The sequence below is a fragment of the Priestia sp. SIMBA_032 genome (assembly GCF_046535215.1).
Lineage (GTDB): Bacteria > Bacillota > Bacilli > Bacillales > Bacillaceae_H > Priestia > Priestia aryabhattai.
This window is the reverse complement of record NZ_JAWRXD010000001.1, coordinates 1-19,328: the sequence shown is the minus strand read 5'-3', so window position 1 is coordinate 19,328 and position 19,328 is coordinate 1. Positions and strand designations below refer to the sequence as shown.

At 35.1% G+C, this 19,328-nt stretch carries 15 protein-coding genes and 1 pseudogene; 13 read left to right on the top strand and 3 right to left on the bottom strand.

Going from position 1 to position 19,328, the window contains the following annotated elements; all coding sequences use genetic code 11:
• Positions 1–68: 68 nt before the first annotated feature.
• A complete protein-coding gene (gene fabF, locus SB717_RS00080) occupies positions 69–1,304 on the bottom strand; it encodes a beta-ketoacyl-ACP synthase II (protein ID WP_074683234.1) in 1,236 nt (411 codons plus the stop codon).
• A gap of 122 nt (positions 1,305–1,426) precedes the next feature.
• Here fabF and SB717_RS00075 point away from each other — a divergent pair, with 122 nt between their 5' ends.
• From SB717_RS00075 to SB717_RS00055, 5 genes are all read left to right on the top strand, one after another.
• Positions 1,427–2,281 carry a helix-turn-helix transcriptional regulator gene (locus SB717_RS00075; protein WP_074683233.1) on the top strand — a complete coding sequence of 285 codons (855 nt, stop codon included), beginning with the start codon at positions 1,427–1,429 and terminating at the stop codon, positions 2,279–2,281.
• A gap of 1,175 nt (positions 2,282–3,456) precedes the next feature.
• Entirely contained in the window at positions 3,457–5,022 is a 1,566-nt protein-coding gene (gene pruA, locus SB717_RS00070; protein ID WP_074683232.1) for an L-glutamate gamma-semialdehyde dehydrogenase, read from the top strand.
• 75 nt (positions 5,023–5,097) lie between these two features.
• Positions 5,098–6,018 (top strand): proline dehydrogenase family protein, encoded by a 921-nt coding sequence (locus SB717_RS00065; RefSeq protein ID WP_098623048.1) that lies wholly within the window; start codon positions 5,098–5,100, stop codon positions 6,016–6,018.
• 171 nt (positions 6,019–6,189) lie between these two features.
• Positions 6,190–7,578: an amino acid permease gene (locus tag SB717_RS00060; RefSeq protein ID WP_074683230.1), complete on the top strand. Its 1,389-nt coding sequence runs from the start codon at positions 6,190–6,192 to the stop codon at positions 7,576–7,578.
• 34 nt (positions 7,579–7,612) lie between these two features.
• The gene (locus SB717_RS00055; RefSeq protein ID WP_178390268.1) at positions 7,613–7,774 is read left to right on the top strand and encodes a hypothetical protein; all 162 of its coding nucleotides are present in this window, start codon (positions 7,613–7,615) and stop codon (positions 7,772–7,774) included.
• Positions 7,775–8,174: 400 nt separating this feature from the next.
• Here the strand turns inward: SB717_RS00055 and SB717_RS00050 are convergent, their stop codons facing one another.
• On the bottom strand, positions 8,175–9,005 hold the full coding sequence (locus SB717_RS00050) for an STAS domain-containing protein (protein ID WP_410902919.1): 831 nt from the start codon (positions 9,003–9,005) through the stop codon (positions 8,175–8,177).
• A 316-nt stretch (positions 9,006–9,321) separates the two neighbouring features.
• Here SB717_RS00050 and SB717_RS00045 point away from each other — a divergent pair, with 316 nt between their 5' ends.
• Both SB717_RS00045 and SB717_RS00040 read left to right on the top strand, forming a co-directional pair.
• Complete coding sequence (locus SB717_RS00045; RefSeq protein ID WP_081351012.1) at positions 9,322–9,558, top strand: pre-toxin TG domain-containing protein; 237 nt, start codon at positions 9,322–9,324, stop codon at positions 9,556–9,558.
• Between the two features lie 257 nt (positions 9,559–9,815).
• Positions 9,816–10,592, top strand: a complete 777-nt coding sequence (locus SB717_RS00040) for a DUF4046 domain-containing protein (protein ID WP_251462081.1) — start codon at positions 9,816–9,818, stop codon at positions 10,590–10,592.
• Between the two features lie 89 nt (positions 10,593–10,681).
• Here the strand turns inward: SB717_RS00040 and SB717_RS00035 are convergent, their stop codons facing one another.
• Positions 10,682–10,906, bottom strand: coding sequence for a YczF family membrane protein (locus tag SB717_RS00035; protein ID WP_045295366.1), 225 nt, complete (start codon positions 10,904–10,906; stop codon positions 10,682–10,684).
• Between the two features lie 132 nt (positions 10,907–11,038).
• Here SB717_RS00035 and SB717_RS00030 point away from each other — a divergent pair, with 132 nt between their 5' ends.
• The 6 genes and pseudogenes from SB717_RS00030 (at position 11,039) to SB717_RS00005 (ending at position 19,131) form a co-directional block, all read left to right on the top strand.
• Positions 11,039–12,661: a spore germination protein gene (locus SB717_RS00030; RefSeq protein ID WP_098623043.1), complete on the top strand. Its 1,623-nt coding sequence runs from the start codon at positions 11,039–11,041 to the stop codon at positions 12,659–12,661.
• Positions 12,651–13,877, top strand: coding sequence for a Ger(x)C family spore germination protein (locus tag SB717_RS00025; protein WP_410902918.1), 1,227 nt, complete (start codon positions 12,651–12,653; stop codon positions 13,875–13,877). The genes SB717_RS00030 and SB717_RS00025 overlap by 11 nt, the downstream gene beginning before the upstream one ends.
• 21 nt (positions 13,878–13,898) lie before the next feature.
• Positions 13,899–15,011: a GerAB/ArcD/ProY family transporter gene (locus SB717_RS00020; RefSeq protein ID WP_410902917.1), complete on the top strand. Its 1,113-nt coding sequence runs from the start codon at positions 13,899–13,901 to the stop codon at positions 15,009–15,011.
• A gap of 211 nt (positions 15,012–15,222) precedes the next feature.
• Positions 15,223–16,335, top strand: a complete 1,113-nt coding sequence (locus tag SB717_RS00015) for a GerAB/ArcD/ProY family transporter (RefSeq protein WP_410902916.1) — start codon at positions 15,223–15,225, stop codon at positions 16,333–16,335.
• 211 nt (positions 16,336–16,546) lie between these two features.
• Positions 16,547–17,647, top strand: coding sequence for a GerAB/ArcD/ProY family transporter (locus SB717_RS00010; RefSeq protein WP_410902915.1), 1,101 nt, complete (start codon positions 16,547–16,549; stop codon positions 17,645–17,647).
• A gap of 365 nt (positions 17,648–18,012) precedes the next feature.
• Positions 18,013–19,131: pseudogene (locus tag SB717_RS00005) on the top strand (GerAB/ArcD/ProY family transporter).
• Positions 19,132–19,328: the final 197 nt, after the last annotated feature.

The window sequence follows — 19,328 nt, the reverse complement described above, 5'->3', positions numbered from 1 at the left end:
AACATAAGATAAAGGAGCAAAAACAGCATTTTTCTGATTTTGCTCCTTTTATTACACTCAAAATATATTCACTCGTATTTCTTTAAAATAATAACAGCATTATGACCTCCAAATCCAAAAGAATTAGATAAACCAGTATTTATTTTCACCTGGCGAGCAATGGCTGGCACATAGTCTAAATCACATAATGGATCAGGAGTTTCTAAGTTAATTGTTGGAGGAACGATGCTCTCCTTAAGGCTCATTGCCAAAGCAATTGCTTCAATTCCACCAGCTGCTCCTAGCATATGACCAACCATTGATTTATTAGCTGTTATTGGAATCTGATAAGCTTGTTTTCCAAATAGGGCCTTAATAGCCCTGGTTTCAGAGATGTCACCTACCTTTGTACTTGTGGCATGAGCACTAATAACATCAATTTCCTCAAGAGGTATGTTTGCATTTCTTAAAGCTGCTTTCATTGCAAGATAAGCACCTTTACCCTCTGGATGTGTAGCAACCATATGGTGTGCGTCTGAACTTGCACCGTATCCAATGACTTCTGCATGAATGTTTGCTCCTCTGCGTAAAGCATGAGATAGGGATTCTAAAATTAGAATTCCAGCTCCTTCTGACATGACAAACCCGTCACGCCCTTCATCAAATGGACGGCTAGCTTGAGTAGGATCATCATTTCTTGTTGATAATGCGGTAGCATTGCCAAAACTGGCTACTGATAAGTCTGTTATAGCAGCCTCTGTTCCACCCGCAAACACAGCATCCACTTCTCCAGAACGAATGAGTCTAAAGGCTTCCCCAATAGCAGTATTCCCAATAGCACAAGCAGAAACTGGTGACATAGAAGGACCCATTGCATTCCATTTGATGCTAATTTGTGCTGCAGCAGCATTAGTAATCATAGCTGGTACAAGAGTTGGACTGACTCTCCTAGGTCCTTTCTGTCTAAGTGCATCAATATTTTCAATTAAGGTTTCAATGCCGCCTATACCTGAACCTACGTATACACCTAACCGTTCTGGATTGATATCATTTAGATCTAATTTAGAATCTGACCAGGCTTGTTCAGCTGCAGCTAAAGCAAATTGGGAAAAGCGATCTAAACGCCTTGCTTCTTTCTTTCCTAAAATCTCATCTGCATCAAAATCTCGAACGACTCCTGCAATTTTTGCTTTATAATCAGCAGTATCAAATATATCTATAGAGGAGATACCAGACTCTCCTTTAATTAGATTGTTCCAAAATGTTCTAATGTCATTTCCAATAGGAGAGACCACTCCCATACCCGTAATCACAACTCTTTCCACTTTTCATCACTCCAAATCAATAATATACTTGTATTTTACAGTGCTTTTATCCTATTACAAGGGACTGTTTATCCTGGTATAACTACTACTAGGGTAAATTGGTATGATGAGGAGTTTTAAAAATGAACGATAAAACTAGACTTGAGGCTTTGTCTACATTCCTAAAAGCTAAACGTGCTCAAATTAAGCCAGAGACTATTGGGTTACCAGCTGGTACTCGAAGAAGAACACCCGGATTACGAAGGGAAGAAGTTGCACAATTAGCAGGGGTAAGTACCACTTGGTACACATGGTTAGAGCAAGGAAGAGATATAAAAGTTTCTTCTATCGTACTTGACTGTATTTCTACAGCTCTACAACTAAATAGCGATGAAAGAGACTATTTATATGATCTGGCACTAGAAACAAAGTTAGAAATTGATCATTCAAAAAAAGAACAATCAGAGCTTAGCCCTTCTTTAAAACGAATACTAGATGAATTAACCTATTGTCCGACTATCGTTACAGATCGACATTGTCATATTGTAGGCTGGAATTCCGCAGCTTCTCATGTTTTTCTAGATTTTCAACAAATCCCAAATGATCAAAGAAATCTAATTCAATTAGTATTCGCCCGAAAAGAATTAAAAACATTAGCTGTCAATTGGGAGCATTTTGCGAAAGGTTTTCTGTCTATTTTCCGTACCTATTATGGACACTATCTAGGCGATGAATGGTACAACCAGTTTATTAGTCATATGAGTCATTTACATCCGGAATTCCAGACCTTATGGAATGAAAGCCAAGTGAGTAAAGCTCCCGAAATGGTTATTGAATTTAGACATGCAAAGGCAGGGAAAATGTTATTTAATTTAACTTCCCTCCAAGTTCAAGGAGATATGGATTTGCGGTGTAGCATCTACACACCCGTAGAGGAAACGGATACGGAAAATAAGTTAAAGCGCTTAATGAAAAGAGTTTCTATGGAGAAATTATAGAGGAATTTTATTATATCGTGCAGATTAAGATGACAGTCTCTTACTTGGAGACTGTTTTTTCACTCAAATAAAAGTATAAAATTAAAGTTTTTGAGCAATCTAAGAGGATAGGAACCCCAATTCATACTATTCTTCATGTATGATGTTCTAAAGAAAAAAGCTACTTCCCCGAGTATAGGAGTAGCTTTTTTCTTTAGAAATAGCCTTCTTCTTTTTGAGTTTACATAAGTTTGATTTTAGGAACCGATTAAAATTTTTCTATAAAAAATAAATGTATTTACTCGAAGATTAATTAACGCTAAAAACTAAGGATATTTAAGGCATAATTGTGATCTTCATATTTCACGACAATCATTTTACTAGAAGAGCGTTTAAGCGGATAAAACTTTCAATATTCCTTATTCAAAATTACTTGGCTAGGAGATGATTTTATAGACGTTTTTATCTTTAGAGAAATTTAGAAACTATAAGTAGCTTCATATTTACATAACTGAATAATTTTTCTAAATTAAAGACTTATCAATAATGATGCTATTGAATACAGTGTCATTATTTTTTTATTTAGTGAAATTTTTTGCATTCTCTTTAAAGCCTCATCTACGTTTCAAGAGAAATTTCTGCTGTAATCTACTTTATTATGAGCTATGAGAACAAAAATATTACATAATTTTATTGATAGCATCTTATTCATCATAATATTTGGAAATAGTTTTTAACAGCTTTCAATGGGTGTAAGGTTAAAATTTATTAAAATAAAGATTTAGTTTATTTAGACAGCATTTTTAAAGTGATAGTCCATTAGCAAAGCTATTAGCCCGTTTTGGAGTATCTGAATATTAAATGTCGAAAATATGTCAGGTTATCTAACCATATATTTGCATAAGACATTAAAAGTAATATAATTATTCTACATTTTAAACAAAAGTGTTCAAAAATAAAAAAATGAACATTTTTGTAAAAAAAGTGTGTACAAAACCTATCAAAGGTGTTTATAATACATTCTTATAAAGATTAAATGTTCTAAAAATTTTAACTTTTTATAATGTTTTGCTTTAGAACTGATTATCCCATATGGTGAATAATTCTAATTCAAGAGTAGTATTGGCCAGTACTACGGAACACATTGACTTTAACATCAAAAATTCATTAAAACTTTTAAGGGAGAGAGTAGTACAATGACAACAACTTTTACAGAAATCAAAGCATATAAACACGAGCCTTTTACAGACTTCACACTCGAAGAAAATAAAAAGGAGTTTAAAAAAGGTTTAGAAACTGTACAAGCTGAGCTTGGAAAAGATTATCCCCTAGTTATTGGTGATGAGTTAATTACCACAGATGAAAAAATTACGTCAATTAACCCATCAAATAAAGTTGAAATTATCGGAAGAGTCTCTAAGACGAATCAAGAATTAGCTGAAAAGGCTATGCAAACAGCTCTTTCTACATTCAATACATGGAAAAAAGAAGATCCAGAAGTACGCACGAACATTTTATTCCGTGCAGCTGATATTATCCGTCGTCGTAAACATGAATTCTCAGGCTATTTAGTTAAGGAAGCTGGTAAGCCTTGGAATGAGGCTGATGCAGATACGGCAGAGGCTATCGATTTTCTTGAGTTTTATGCTCGTCAAATGTTGAAATTAAAGGATGGAGTGCCGGTACAAAGTCGTCAAGGAGAAGAAAATAAATTTAATTATATCCCACTTGGTGTAGGCGTTATTATTTCGCCGTTTAATTTCCCATTAGCTATTATGGCGGGAACTGCAGCAGCTGCAATCGTTACAGGAAACACAATTTTATTAAAACCTGCTGATGCAACTCCTATCGTAGCAGCGAAATTTGTAGAAGTAATGGAGGAAGCAGGGCTTCCTAAAGGAGTACTAAACTTTATTCCGGGCGTGACACCTGAGATTGGTGACTATCTAGTTCAACATCCTAAAACACGTTTCGTTTCATTCACAGGTTCTCGTGAAGTTGGTTGTCGTATTTATGAAAAGGCATCAAAAGTACAACCAGGCCAAAAGTGGTTAAAACGTGTTATTGCTGAAATGGGTGGAAAAGATACAGTGGTTGTTGATAAAGATGCAGATTTAGATTTAGCAGCGTCTTCTATTGTGTACTCTGCATTCGGATTCTCAGGACAAAAATGTTCAGCTGGCTCTCGTGCTGTGGTACATCAAGATATATATGACATTGTACTTGAGAAAGCAGTTGCATTAACAAAGACCTTAAAAGTAGGGAATCCAGAAGAAGCATCTACTTATATGGGACCTGTTAGTCACGAGGCTTCTTATAATAAAGTATTATCTTATATTGAAATTGGGAAAGAAGAGGGGCGTTTGATGACTGGTGGAGAATCAGATGATTCTAAGGGTTACTTCATCCAGCCAACAATTTTCGCAGATGTCGACGAAAAAGCGCGCTTAATGCAAGAAGAAATTTTTGGTCCAGTAGTGGCTTTCTGTAAAGCACGAGATTTTGATCATATGATGGAGATTGCAAACAATACTGATTATGCTTTGACAGGTGCATTACTTTCTAACACACCTAATCATATTGAAAGAGCAAAAGAAGAATTTCATGTAGGTAATCTTTATTTTAACCGTGGTTGTACAGGTGCAATTGTAGGATACCATCCGTTTGGTGGATTCAATATGTCTGGAACTGATTCAAAAGCAGGAGGACCTGATTATTTAATCTTGCATATGCAAGCAAAAACAACAAGTACAGCACTTTAAAAATATGGGGACAGCTTTTCGAAGCTGTCCCAACTAAAAATAATAGGCGTACATAAATTTAGGGGGGGAATTTTCATGTTAGCAGAGGTTTCAAAAAATGTTTTTCTTCATGTTTCTCAAAATAGAGTACTAAATAAGGCTGCAAAAAAATGGGGTCTTAAATTTGGAGCTTCTCAAGTTGTAGCGGGGGATACAATTGAGAGCGCCATCAGAAAAGTAAATCAATTAAATCAAAAGGGGTTAGTTTGCACTCTCGATCATTTAGGAGAATTTGTATCCAGTAGAGAAGAAGCTGTAGAAGCAACACAGTATAACGTGCGTACATTAGAAGCTATGGGGGAATCAGGTGTAAAGTGTAATCTATCCGTTAAAATGACCCAGCTTGGTTTAGATATTGATTCAAATTTCTGTTTGGAAAACATGCGTCGAATTCTTGAAACGGCAAAAAAGTATAATAATTTTGTACGAATTGATATGGAAGACTATGCACATTGCCAAATTACTTTGGATATTTTAAAAGAATTACGTCAAATATATGGTTATGATAACGTAGGGACAGTTATTCAAGCATATTTATTTCGAGCTGAGCAAGATGTAAAAGACTTAAAAGGCATTTCTCTTAGGTTAGTTAAAGGGGCTTATCAAGAATCTCCTACAGTAGCTTATCAAGAAAAGACGGAAATAGATAATAATTACATGAGAATTATTGAAGAACATCTATTAAGTGGAAGCTATACAGCCATTGCCTCTCATGATCATAATATTATCGAAAAGGTAAAAGAATTTGCTAAAAAACATCACATTAATCGTAATCAATTTGAGTTTCAAATGCTATACGGATTTAGAACCGATATGCAGTTGAGTTTAGTTAAAGAAGGCTATAAAATGCGTGTGTATGTTCCTTTTGGAAATGACTGGTTTGGATATTTTATGCGTCGTATGGCAGAAAGACCACAAAATGTTGCATTTGCACTAAAAGGCTTTTTTTCTAAATAAATATCCAAATATTCTTAATATTTAATTATTGTTGAGGTTCTGTCAAAAAAATTAAAGAGCCTTTGTTATGTGATCAAAGGCTTTTTCTGATGACTTTCTTCTCTACTCAACTATTAAAATTCCTTTCTTTATGGATAGGAATATTAATTTTTAAAAAGGAGGTTATAAAATATGCATGATCAACAGCCTGAGCTCAAAAAAGAACTAAAAACGCGGCATATTACCATGATTTCTCTTGGTGGTGTCATTGGTGCTGGACTATTTATTGGAAGTGGAACATTAATTAACACTGCAGGACCCGGTTCAATTATCTCATACGCATTTGCTGGTTTATTAGTCATTTTAGTAATGCGGATGCTAGGTGAAATGTCAACAGCCAATCCATCCAGTGGGTCGTTTGCTACTTACGCCAGAGAGGCACTTGGACCATGGGCTGGATATACTATTGGTTGGTTGTACTGGTTCTTTTGGGTTATTGTTATTGCCGTAGAAGCAATAGCTGGTGCAACAATTATTCAATATTGGTTTCCTTCTTTGCCATCCTGGTCCGTGAGCCTAATTCTAACCTTTCTGTTAACTTTAACTAACATATTTTCTGTTAAATCTTTTGGTGAATTTGAATATTGGTTTTCTTTAATTAAAGTGGTAAGTTTGGGTCTGTTTTTAATCCTTGGGGGAGCTATTATATGTGGTTTCATACCAGGAGTAGAATCACCTGGTACATCAAACCTTCTCGACAGAGGTGGATTCCTTCCCAATGGAATAAGTTCGATCTTCTTAGGAGTAACTGTTGTAATGTTCTCATTTATGGGAACAGAGATTGTAGCCACAGCCGCAGGAGAATCACCTCATCCAGAAAAAGCAATTATATCCGCAACAAATACCGTCATCTACAGAATTTTACTTTTCTATCTTGGCTCTATCCTGATTCTTGTAACAGTTCTTCCTTGGGATTCTTCTAGTTTGATGAAAAGCCCTTTTGTATCACTCTTAGAAATTGTCAATATTCCAGCAGCAGCTCAAGTAATGAATTTTATCTTGTTAACAGCTGTACTTTCTTGCTTAAATTCAGGTCTTTATACAAGTTCTCGTATGTTATTTTCTATGGCTCAGAAAGGAGATGCTCCTAAACTGTTTTTAAAGGTAAATAGAAAAGGAATTCCCTTTAATGCAATTATAGGCTGTACAATTATTTCTTATATCAGCGTAGGTTTTAATTATTTTTCTCCTGATAAGATTTTTTTGTTTCTAGTCAATGCTTCTGGGGGAGTGGCTCTTCTTGTATATTTGGTAATCGCTTTCTCTCAATTACGTATGCGTAAAAGTTATGAGAAGAAGCATCCTGAGAAACTTAAAATAAGAATGTGGCTATTTCCTTACTTAACATACGGCACGATTGTTGGTATTACTAGTATTTTTATCACAATGCCTTTTATTGATTCTTTACGTACACAGTTCTTTTTAACTTTACTAATAGCCCTATTCATTGTAGGATCTTTCTTTCTTACAAGAAGCAGAAGGAATATAGAAAAAGTAAAAATAGAGAAAAATATTTCTTGAATTTAGAATAAATACAAATAAAGGAGCTATTTTTATGTGGATAATCACTACTTATTCAAATCTAAACAACACTACAATGTTTGAATACGAAAACGAAATAGAAGCAAGAAGAATTTTTAAAGAGATTCAAGGCTGTAAGATTCTTTCGGAGGTTATTTATCTTAGCGACCCTAAAGTAGCTGTGAATGCATATTAATCTATCGTATAGAACAACTGGAATTTCAATCTTTAATTATATATATTTAAAAAGCCGTGGGAACTAGTAATTTTCACGGCTTTTATCTCCTATATACATTATGTTAACTAGCATATAAATTTTATATTTTTTTCCTTTATGCTTATTCTTATTAAGGGGTTGAATATAAAGAGGGGAAAAATGAAAAAGAACTGTGGTGTTACTAGGATGCTTCTTGATTTATTTAATTTTGGACGGTAGTTAGTGATCAAGGGTTAGGAACAATACTTAGGGGCTCTTTTTTCATTATATTTATGGGCAAAGAAGTTTATGGTTCTCTTCTGTTGCAGAATCTGTTAGCTTACTCATTGTTGTATTATCTGTATTTCTTTAAGGTTACTCTAATCTATGCTCATGTTATTTAAACCATTGTATTGAAAGCATTTGTGTAAGCTACAGCTTGATGTAGGCTTGCAAAGGTTTTAACATGATCAATCTTAATCCCTAGGTCCACCATTGTTTGAGCAATTTCTGAGCGTATACCACTAAGTACAACATTTACTCCTATAAGTTCCAAACCACGAATAACTTTGAACAATTGATCTGCGACCATGGTATCAATAATGGGAACAGCAGATAAATCCATAATGAGCCAAGCTAAATGGTACTCACTGCTTTTGGTTAGTGCGTTTTCTATCAAGATTTGAGCTCGCTTTGTATCCAAATCGCCAACTAAAGGTAGAATACCAACTGTTTCAGTCATACGAACGATTGGAACAGAAAGTTCATCAATGGCATACTGAGCATATTTGATATTGTATTTATAATCATTAAGATAAGACTTACTAATATATTGGACAGCACAATCGATAATTGCATTAAAGTAGGAGATTACAGAATAAAATTCTTTAATGGAGACAACCTGCTTATCCAATTCCTCTAGTATTATCTCTCCGATAATATCTCGATAGTAACTAATTTCTTCTAGAGCAAGATCTAAAGGAAGCTCACGTTCTACCAAAACGTTGGCCATCTTTCCCGCCCACTTTTCAATGAGGATAGCAGCTGTTTCTTTATCTGAAACAATTGATTGGGCGTAAATCGTTAAAAGGTCAAGTCGAAAAGGTGTTAGTTCTGTATGAATATCATGAAACTCCGCAAGATTTTGTCTCTTTCTATCTGCAAGTTCCTCTTTTTGTTGAATAATTTTATCTTTAACCGTTTGTAATCGTTGAACATTTAGTAATTTCACAAGTCACTTCCCCTGATAGTTGTAATATATAAGGTATAAATAAGCCCTCTACCTTTTAAAGGGAAGAAGGCTTGCTCTTCATTGTACCACATGTTATTACCTTTCAGCCGCTTATAACTAGTTTAGGAAGCAATTACCTGTTTTTTGAAGTAGCTGTTATAGATAGATTCCATTTGTAGCACCCAAGCATAATAAATACGAGAACAGAATTGGTAATGGCTGAGTAACCTAAATTCCACCATCCATAGTGAAAACATTCCCAGGTTTCAAGGAGTAACGTAATAATTTCATAAAGTAAGATGAACATAAACAAAAAATTAAAGAAAGAAAAGCTGCCATTGAAGTTGAGAGACAAAGAGAAGCCAATAAGCTGGGGAAAGAAAAAGGGCTGGATATTTCAGGAGAACTTACTGGATATTATGATTTTAAACGAGCGGTAGACGGAGTTGATCCGGTTACGCATAAGGAACTGTTTGCTAAACAAAGAGTGACAGCTAGAGCCATGGCAGCAGGGAGCCGATATTTTCTTAATTCAAAAGGAGCTTGGCCATAGTGCCGTAAAACAACCGGGCGATACCTGGAGAAGGTTCTGCAACGAGAACAAGAAAGTGGGCTGATGTGGAAGGAACAAGATTTTTAACTATTATTGTAAACTGACAATATATTTTAAAAAAGGGCTACTGATTTTTTTCCAGTAGCTTTTTTTGTCTTTCTAATATGTATATTATGCATTTTTAATTCCATTCGTATATAAATTCCATTATTATACATAATAATGGAAATATATTTTCTCAAAAGGGGCTTTCGGTAGTGAATAGAGAACAAGTCATTGAAATTTATCAAGATGTTCTAGGCAAGAGAAGAAAAAGATTTCCTAATTATTTCTTTGTAGGTAATGAAGGAAAAAAATATATGCGTTATATGACATGCTATTTACTTGAGCAACACTTATCAATCCCCATCGATGAAATCCCTTTTCAAGTAGGTGCTAATACATTATGGTCTCATCGTCTCAGACCCCCTGCTATGCTATATGGATGGAATTATTATGAAGTCATTGATAATGCCTATCCAGAAAAATTTAAACCTTGGCAATTCCAACAAACTCCTGATAAATATTGGGAGGGAGAAGAAGGAAAGAGAAGAGCTATTGAGGCAGTAAGATATGTAATAGAGGAAAAAATGAAGATTCCTATGGACGAAATACCCTTTCAAGTTAATTTTAATTTTTTTAGACAACATGGTTTAGGTGGCGCCTTTACGCTTTTAGGCTATTCCCCCTTTCAAATAGTTGAAGCGATTTATCCTAGTGTCTTTAGGCCTTGGCAATTTGCTCATGTTCCCATGAATTGTTGGAAAAATGAAGAATATATTCGAGAGGCAATGGATGATTTCTTATTCAAACAGCTTAATTTCTCTTCCTATCAGGAGGCTTTTCACCAATTAAAGAGAAGTCATTTTACCGATTTTCAGTTAACTGGTCTCTTTCAAATGGCTTTTGATTCCAGAATGAAAAATGTAAGGAAATGGATAAATAAACAACTAAATAACACAGATGATGAATTATTTTATAAGAATCTTGATTAATGAAAGAACTGATTGAAACGGGTAGCCTGAACTAAATTACCATTGTGTCCATTTCCTATTTTTAAAAATGATAATTGATGAGTATATGGTTACTTGCTTTGATTTTTCTTCTTCATAAAAAGATATAAAGATTCAGCAAAAAAAAGAAAAAGAAGAAAAAAGAGTACAAATAATTCAGCGACTTCCATTACCCTAAATGGACTCATGGCGTTGTACAACGCCTGAGAAACATCAAATCCTTGAACAATATCAATACCTAAAGAAAAGCCCATTAAACATCCCAACATTAAAAGGCTAATACCTATGATTTTCATATCTATCACGCTCCATATAATAGGTTCTTCCGTTTCTTCTATGATGATACATAAATATTTATTGTTAATTTTTACATAAAAAACTCTTATATGGTTAAAGTAATAAAAACTGAAAGAAGGGTGCTTAAATCTATGCCTTCGTTTTTTAAAGATCGCAAACCAAAAAAGAAACGGCCACAGGGTGACGAGAATCAAACTACTGATCATCAAATAGAACGGATACAGGTTTCGTTATCAGGCAACCTTAACATGATTGAGCAGAAAACGGGAAACAGTTCAGATGTCGTTATTCGTGAGATAAAAATGGGGGGGGATTCTGACATTAAAACGGCGATTGTCTATGTAGAAGGAATTGTAGACAATCAGTCGATTCAAGAATATCTACTGCAATCTATGATGAAGGATGATCATAAAGAAGTAATAAATCAGCAAAATGCGATAGACCTGCTTTCTAAAGATATAATGACAATTGGAAACATATCTCCCATCACTAACTTCGATGATTTATTTGCATCTTTAATGGCAGGCGATACTCTTATTTTAGTGGATGGAGTAGATCAGGCACTGAGTGCTAGTACCAAAGGTGGAGAAAAGCGTTCCATTGCGGAATCTACTACCCAAATGGTAGTGCGAGGACCAAAAGGAGCATTTACCGAGTCTCTTGGGACCAATACAGCTATGGTACGCCGCATCATTAAGACCCCCGATTTATGGATGGAGTCTTTAAAAGTTGGGCGTGTAACTAAGACAGATGTGACGCTTATGTACATACATGGCATTGCTAATGATAAAGTCGTCAAAGAAATTCGTCAGCGATTACATCGAATTGATATCGACAGCATTTTGGAATCAGGATATATTGAACAACTAATAGAGGATCAAACATTGACTCCTTTTCCCACTATGTACAATACAGAAAGACCTGACGTTGTAGCAGGGAACCTGTTAGAAGGGCGGATTGCTATATTTGTAGATGGGACCCCTTTTGTACTCATTGCGCCAGCTATATTTATGCAATTTTTCCAATCGGCTGAAGATTATTATGCCCGGTTTGACATTGCTACCTCGATTCGGCTTTTGCGTATTTTTATGTTTATGATTTCGCTCATTGCGCCAGCTACCTATGTTGCTGTTACAACCTTTCACCAAGAAATGGTTCCAACCATGCTAATTGTAGCTATTGCGGCACAGAGGGAATCCGTTCCTTTTCCAGCGTTTGTAGAAGCCGTGCTTATGGAAATAACCTTTGAAATCTTACGCGAAGCAGGGATACGTTTACCTAAAGCTATTGGTTCGGCAGTATCTATTGTCGGAGCCCTTGTAATAGGTCAAGCAGCTGTTCAAGCAAGTATTGTTTCACCAGCAATGGTTATCATTGTATCCATCACAGCTATTGCTAGTTTTGCCACACCATCTTTTGATATGGCGATTTCGGCCCGTTTAATTCGTTTTTTGTTTATGATCGGTGCAGCCACATTTGGATTCTACGGCATCATTTTGTGTCTTTTAATGATGGTTGTCCATCTATGCAGCTTACGTTCATTTGGAGTACCCTATATGGCTCCATTTGCTCCCTTCATCCCCGTAAACAATGGAGATACTGTTGTGAGATTACCGTGGTGGACACTGAGACAAAGACCGCGATTAATTACTGCTAATACGGTTCGAGAAGGGACAAATCAACACCCACACCCTCCTGCATCTCGTGGTATGGTGAATCGCGATTTTGAAGAAGGTGACAACAATGAAGCGTAAAGGGGTTTTTCTTTTATTGATGATGACAATGACGCTCTTGCTCACAAGTTGCTGGAGTAAAAAAGAATTAACGGACCTTGCTATTGTATCAGCCATGGGTATCGACGAAACGAAAGATGGAAGATTTCACATAACACTTCAAATTATTAATCCAGGAAACGTGGCAGGAGGTATGCAAGGAGGAGGAGGCAGCCAAAGCCCTCCTATTACCATCTATTCGGCTTCAGGGGATAATATAGTAGAAGCAAGCAGACGGGCTTCAGGCAGAATCTCTCGACGATTGTATTATGCTCATACAAACTTAGTCGTAGTTGGAGAAAGACTGGCCAGAAAAGAAGGGCTTAATACGTTAATCGATGGTTTAGATCGGGATCCGGAATTTCGAAATACTTCCACTCTTGTGATTGCGAAAAACTCGACCGCAGCTGACCTTGTCAAAACATTAACGCCAGTTGATAAAATTCCAGCAAATAAAGTGCTAAAAACCTTAGAATTTACGGAAAGAAAATGGGGAGAGAATGTAAAAACATCACTCCAAGAAGTGATGAAGAGCATTGAGTCTCCTGGAAGAGGAGCTGTCGTATCAGGATTTCGTCTAGTTGGTAATCCCCAGCAAGCACAAAAGCTAGATAACCTTCAGGAAAGTGCACCCGCGGCAACGCTTCGCGCTTCCGGAATTGCTGTCTTAAAACAGGGAAAACTAGTGGATTGGCTGTATGGAAAACCAGCAAGAGGAACGGTATGGATTCTCGACAAAATTCAAGGAACGGATATTAATATTAGTTGGGCAGGAAAGAAAGAAGCTATTGCTTATCAAACTGTACGACAAAAAACAAGTGTATCTGCCCAAGTGAAGAATGGGAAACCCCATATTTCTGTTCATACACGTGTTGAAGGAGATATAGGCGACATGGAGGTACCTGTTGATATTACCAATCCGAAGGTTATTACAAAAATCGAACAATCTTTGAGGAAAGAAATTAAAAAAGAGCTAAGTGTAGCTATTGAACGTGCACAAAAAAACAAAACGGATATTTTGGGATTTGGCGAAGTCGTTCACCGTACTAGACCAAATCAATTTAAAAAATTAAAAACAGAATGGAATGATGTCTACTTTCCAAAGTTAGATGTAGATATCACAGTGGAAGCCTATGTACGTCGAGCTGGCTTACGAAATAAATCGTTTCTTTCAGGAGTAAAAGAGAATCAAAAGTAAGAAAAAGGAGGTGCCAGTTAAATGGAGAAAGCAAAAATTAGTGCCAGTCAGCTCTTTATTTTAATGGTCCTGTTTGAGCTGGGGAGCGCTTTACTGGTACCTCTCGCCATCAGAGCTAAACAGGATGCATGGCTTGCGATTCTGTTCGGCATGTTAGGAAGCTTTATTTTATTTTTAGTTTATCATAAACTTTACACCTATTATCCCAACCTCTTACCTACAGAATATATGCAAAAGATTTTAGGGAAAGTGCTGGGTACTGTACTTGCCTTTGTTTACATTCTTTATTTTATGTATGATGCTTCAAGAGTTCTACGTGATTTTGGTGAAATGCTGTTAACTTTTGCCTATCCTGACACGCCTTTATTCATCGCAAATGCATTATTAATGCTTGTCATTATTTACACCATTAGAAAAGGAATTGAGGTCATAGCTCGATCCGGAGAACTGCTTTTTATTTTTATGTATATCCTTGCGGTTGCTGGTTTTATATTAATTATATCTTCTGGATTAATCGAGATTAAAAATTTACAACCTGTTTTGGAAGAAGGGTTATTACCATCGGTAAAGGTTGCATTGTCTGAAACGTTATATTTTCCGTTTACTGAAGCTATTGTGTTTACAATGATTTTGCCGTACTTAAATGATTCTAAGAAAGCAAAGGTGACTATGCTATGTGCAACAGGATTAAGTGGCATCAATTTAACTATCACCATGCTTATTAATATTAGTGTACTAGGAGTTGATTTGACTGCACGTTCACAGTTTCCTCTTCTTAGTACGGTACAAAGCATTCAGGTAGCTGATTTTTTAGAACGGCTTGATGTATTTTTTATGCTTGCTATGGTGATTGGGATTTTTTTTAAGATTACCATATTATTTTATGCAGCCACCCTAGGAACAGCTAACTTATTCAAAATTAAATCGCCTTCAAGGTTAGCGTATCCTTTAGGTATTGTTATTCTATTTTTATCTGTCACAATCGCGAGTAATTTCCAAGAACATCTCCATGAAGGATTATATATAGCCAAGTTTATTCTGCATATTCCTCTATTCACCATAATTCCTCCTATCCTTCTTTTTGTAGCTTTCATAAAAAACAGGAAGAAGTATAGGAGGAAACACATTTACTAGCTAATCTTCATATGAACATTGTCGTTATTGTTACATTCCTTAGTAAGGTACTTACCGGTAAAAAGAAACTTTTTAGTCTAGAGTTAACCTTAAAGCAAATCTACTATCTACTACATAATATTCAAAATTCAAAAGTGATGAAAATTTCAAAAAGCGACTCAAGAAGACAAAAGGTTTCTTTAAATAAAAACAAAAAGGAGGTTCCAATTGTATGGAAAAAGCTAAGATTAGTTCTAGTCAGCTCTTTATCTTAATGGTTCTGTTTGAGCTTGGGAGTGCTTTACTAGTACCTCTTGCGATAGATGCAAAGCAAGATGCTTGGCTTGCAATTCTCCTTGGAATGGTATTCAGTTTCGTTCTATTGTTAATCTACCACAAGCTTTATACCTATTATCCTGACCTTTTGCCTACAGAATATATCCAAAAGATCTTAGGGAAATTATTAGGTACCGTACTGGCTTTTGTTTACATTCTTTATTTTATGTACGATGCCTCAAGGGTTCTACGTGATTTTGGTGAAATGCTATTAACCTTTGCTTATCCTGACACACCTTTATTCATTGCCAATGCATTATTAATGCTTGTTATTATTTATACAATCAGAAAAGGAATTGAGGTCATAGCTCGATCCGGAGAACTGCTTTTTATTTTTATGTATGTCCTTGCGGTTGCTGGTTTTATATTAATTATATCTTCTGGATTAATCGAGATTAAAAATTTACAACCTATTTTGGAAGAAGGTTTATTTCCTGTCCTAAAAGTGGTATTTACTCAAACGTTGTATTTTCCATTTACAGAAGTCATTGTATTTACCATGATTTTACCGTACTTAAATGATTCTAAGAAAGCAAAGGTGACCATGCTATGTGCAAGTGGATTAAGTGGCATCAATTTAGTTATTACAATGCTCATTAATGTTTGTGTATTGGGAGTTGATTTAACTGCACGTTCACAGTATCCACTTCTTAGCACAGTGGAGAGCATTCAAGTAGCTAATTTTTTAGAACGGCTTGATGTATTTTTTATGCTTGCTTCAATTATCACTATCTTCTTTAAAATTTGCTTATTATTTTATGCAGCTGTCATAGGTACAGCAAATTTATTCAAGGTTAAATCACCTTCAAGGTTATCGTATCCTTTGGGGCTAATCATTCTCTTTTTGTCTATTACCATTGCGAGCAATGTTCAAGAACATAACCACGAAGGACTGAAGGTGGCAATGTTCACTATACACATTCCTCTTCTTGGGGTTATTCCTCCTTTGCTTCTTCTTGTAGCTTTCTTGAAAAATAGGAAGAAGCATGGAAAGAACACATTGAACTAGTTAATTTTTATATAGAATATTGTCATTTACATTGAGATCCCTAGTGAAATCCTTACCCGGGCAAAAAATACTTTTATTCCAGAAAGGATCTGAAAGCAAACTTAATTTCTACTACATAATGTAAAAAGGATTTCAAGTGACGAAAAAGTCAAGGAACAATTCAAAAGAAACAGAAAATCGCTTTAATAAAATCGAAAAGGAGTCCAGTTGAATGGAAAAAGCCAAAATTAGCGCTAGTCAGCTCTTTATCTTAATGGTTCTGTTTGAACTGGGTACTTCTTTACTATTACCTGTCGCAATGGAAGCAAAACAGGACGCATGGTTGGCTATCTTACTTGGGATGCTTAGTAGCTTAGTTCTATTTGTAATTTATTATAAACTTTATTCGTATTATCCAGATCTTTTGCCTACAGAATATATGCAAAAAATCTTAGGTAAAGCAATAGGAAGCGTACTGGCCTTTCTTTACATCTGTTATTTCATCTATGATATGGCAAGGGTTTTACGTGACATTGGAGAGATGTTGTTGACATTTGCCTATTCTGATACTCCTTTATTTATTGCCAATGCTTTACTAATTCTAGTTATTATTTATACGGTTCGAAAAGGGATTGAAGTAGTAGCTCGATCAGGAGAGATATTTTTTATATTTATGTATGTACTTGCTGTCACAGGGTTTCTACTAATTGTGTGTTCGGGATTAATTGATTTTAAAAACTTACAGCCAGTACTTGAAGAAGGGATTTTACCCGTTTTAAAAGTTGTTTTTATTCAAACCTTATATTTCCCTTTTGGTGAAGCAATTGTGTTTACCATGATTTTACCTTATTTAAACAATCCTAAGAAAGCAAAAGCGACCATGTTATGTGCAACAGGATTAAGTGGCATCAATTTAACTATCACCATGCTTATTAATATTAGTGTACTAGGAGTTGATTTGACTGCACGCTCACAGTTTCCTCTTCTTAGTACGGTACAAAGCATTCAGGTAGCAGATTTTTTAGAACGGCTTGATGTGTTTTTTATGTTTGCTCTAGTCATTGGTGGCTTCTCTAAAATCAGTGTCCTGTTCTATGCTTCTATGATAGGTACAGCCAACTTATTTAAAATTAAATCACCTTCATGGCTTTCTTACCCTATTGGGTTAATTGTTCTTTTTATGTCTCTGACGATTTCTAGCAATTTTCAAGAGCACCTTCATGAAGGAATAGGAGTAGAGATGTTTTTCTTGCAAATTCCTTTCCTCGCGGTTATTCCTGTTCTGCTTTTCCTTGTTGCATTCTCGAAAAATAGAAGGAAGCAACAAGCATGACAGCTTTGTTTGCTGACTCTTTGAATGATATAAATCTTCCAGCCCTTTGAATCATTATAAGCTACTAGTACATATCAAAATGGATGTAAATTATGTGAGGTGATTTTTCTGTATACTTGGTTTTATGATCATTTTATCAACACAATTCTATTTCCTCTTACTTGTATAGTGATGGTAGCTATCATGTTGAGTACATATACGTACTTTAAATTTAAAAAAATAAATAATAAATAGTTCCTAGAGCTTATTGATTTCAAATATGGATATTGCCCCTTTAAAGCTTGACTATTTATACAAAATATAGTCATCACTTATATTAATGATTTTAAAAAAGCTCGTAGCTATCAACAGGAGGGAATTGTCTAGTGGAAAAAGCAAAGATTAGTGGAAGTCAACTATTTACCTTAATGATATTGTTTGAATTCGGAAGCGCTTTTATCCTTCCTATTTCTATAGAAGCTAAACAAGATGCTTGGATTGCAATTCTCTTTGGAATGATAGGCGGGTTACTTTTATTTTTAGTCTACTATCAACTGTATCGTTACTATCCTGACTTATTACTTGTCGAATTCACACAAAAAATCATGGGGAAATGGATTGGTCGTCTTATTTCATTTCTTTATATTTTTTACTTTGCAAACATTGCTTCCAGAGTAATCTGAGATTTTGGAGACATGTTGTTGACATTTGCCTATCCAGATACTCCTTTATTTATTGTAAATGCCTTACTGATAATTGTTGTTATCTATACTGTGAGCAAAGGAATTGAGGTTTTGGCAAGAGCGAGTCAACTTCTGTTTAGTCTGTTCTACCTATCTGCTATCTCTGGATTCATTCTTATTGTATGTGCTGGTATAATTGATTTTACAAATTTACAACCTGTATTAGAAGAAGGTATTTGGCTTCCTCTAAAAGTTGCTCTGACTCAAAATATATATTTTCCATTTGGAGAAACGGTTGTATTTTTGATGATTTTACCGTACATAAAAAATATGAGCAAAGGAATTGGATTAAGCGCTATTGGATTAACAGGTATCAATTTAATGATTACCATGATTATAAATGTCAGTGTATTGGGAGTAAGTCTTACTGCTCGCTCACAGTTTCCTCTTCTAAGTACAGTAGAAAGTATTCAGGTGGCTGATTTTTTAGAGCGTCTTGACGTGTTTTTCATGCTTACAGCAGTTATTGGGGGATTTTTTAAAATAAGTGTGTTTTTCTATGCTACTGTAATAGGTACAGCAAATTTATTTAAAATTAAATCTCCATCTAGGATATGCTTTCCCTTAGGACTTGTTCTTCTACTTTATTCTTTAAGTTTAGCAAATAATTATGAAGAACTTTTACAAGAAGCGCTTAAAATACTACCATTTTCTTTAAATATACATTTTCAAGTCATACTTCCTCTTTTGCTCCTTACTGTAGCTTTCTTCAAAAATAGAGGAAAGCGTAAGAAATCTGATGTTACTCTACATCAACTTTAGGTTTAAAAAATAGAAAGTAAGAAATATAAAATACACTAAGGAACTATCAGCCTGATCTTTCCTTAAGAGAAAACAATCCAATTCCCACGGATTGTTTTTTCTCTTTTTAAGCTGTTATGTTATACAAAGTTAGTTTCTATAGAGTTTGCTTAACAGTTATCAAAAAATAGAAACACTACATACTATACGCGTAAGTT

What these genes read in the sequence shown, in the direction of transcription:
- SB717_RS00075 (WP_074683233.1), top strand. Translation starts at nt 1,427, where the DNA reads ATGAACGATAAAACTAGACTTGAGGCTTTGTCTACATTCCTAAAAGCT.
- SB717_RS00015 (WP_410902916.1), top strand. Translation starts at nt 15,223, where the DNA reads ATGGAAAAAGCTAAGATTAGTTCTAGTCAGCTCTTTATCTTAATGGTT.
- SB717_RS00030 (WP_098623043.1), top strand. Translation starts at nt 11,039, where the DNA reads ATGCCTTCGTTTTTTAAAGATCGCAAACCAAAAAAGAAACGGCCACAG.
- SB717_RS00060 (WP_074683230.1), top strand. Translation starts at nt 6,190, where the DNA reads ATGCATGATCAACAGCCTGAGCTCAAAAAAGAACTAAAAACGCGGCAT.
- pruA (WP_074683232.1), top strand. Translation starts at nt 3,457, where the DNA reads ATGACAACAACTTTTACAGAAATCAAAGCATATAAACACGAGCCTTTT.
- SB717_RS00065 (WP_098623048.1), top strand. Translation starts at nt 5,098, where the DNA reads ATGTTAGCAGAGGTTTCAAAAAATGTTTTTCTTCATGTTTCTCAAAAT.
- SB717_RS00010 (WP_410902915.1), top strand. Translation starts at nt 16,547, where the DNA reads ATGGAAAAAGCCAAAATTAGCGCTAGTCAGCTCTTTATCTTAATGGTT.
- SB717_RS00055 (WP_178390268.1), top strand. Translation starts at nt 7,613, where the DNA reads ATGTGGATAATCACTACTTATTCAAATCTAAACAACACTACAATGTTT.
- SB717_RS00020 (WP_410902917.1), top strand. Translation starts at nt 13,899, where the DNA reads ATGGAGAAAGCAAAAATTAGTGCCAGTCAGCTCTTTATTTTAATGGTC.
- SB717_RS00035 (WP_045295366.1), bottom strand. Translation starts at nt 10,906, where the DNA reads ATGAAAATCATAGGTATTAGCCTTTTAATGTTGGGATGTTTAATGGGC.
- SB717_RS00025 (WP_410902918.1), top strand. Translation starts at nt 12,651, where the DNA reads ATGAAGCGTAAAGGGGTTTTTCTTTTATTGATGATGACAATGACGCTC.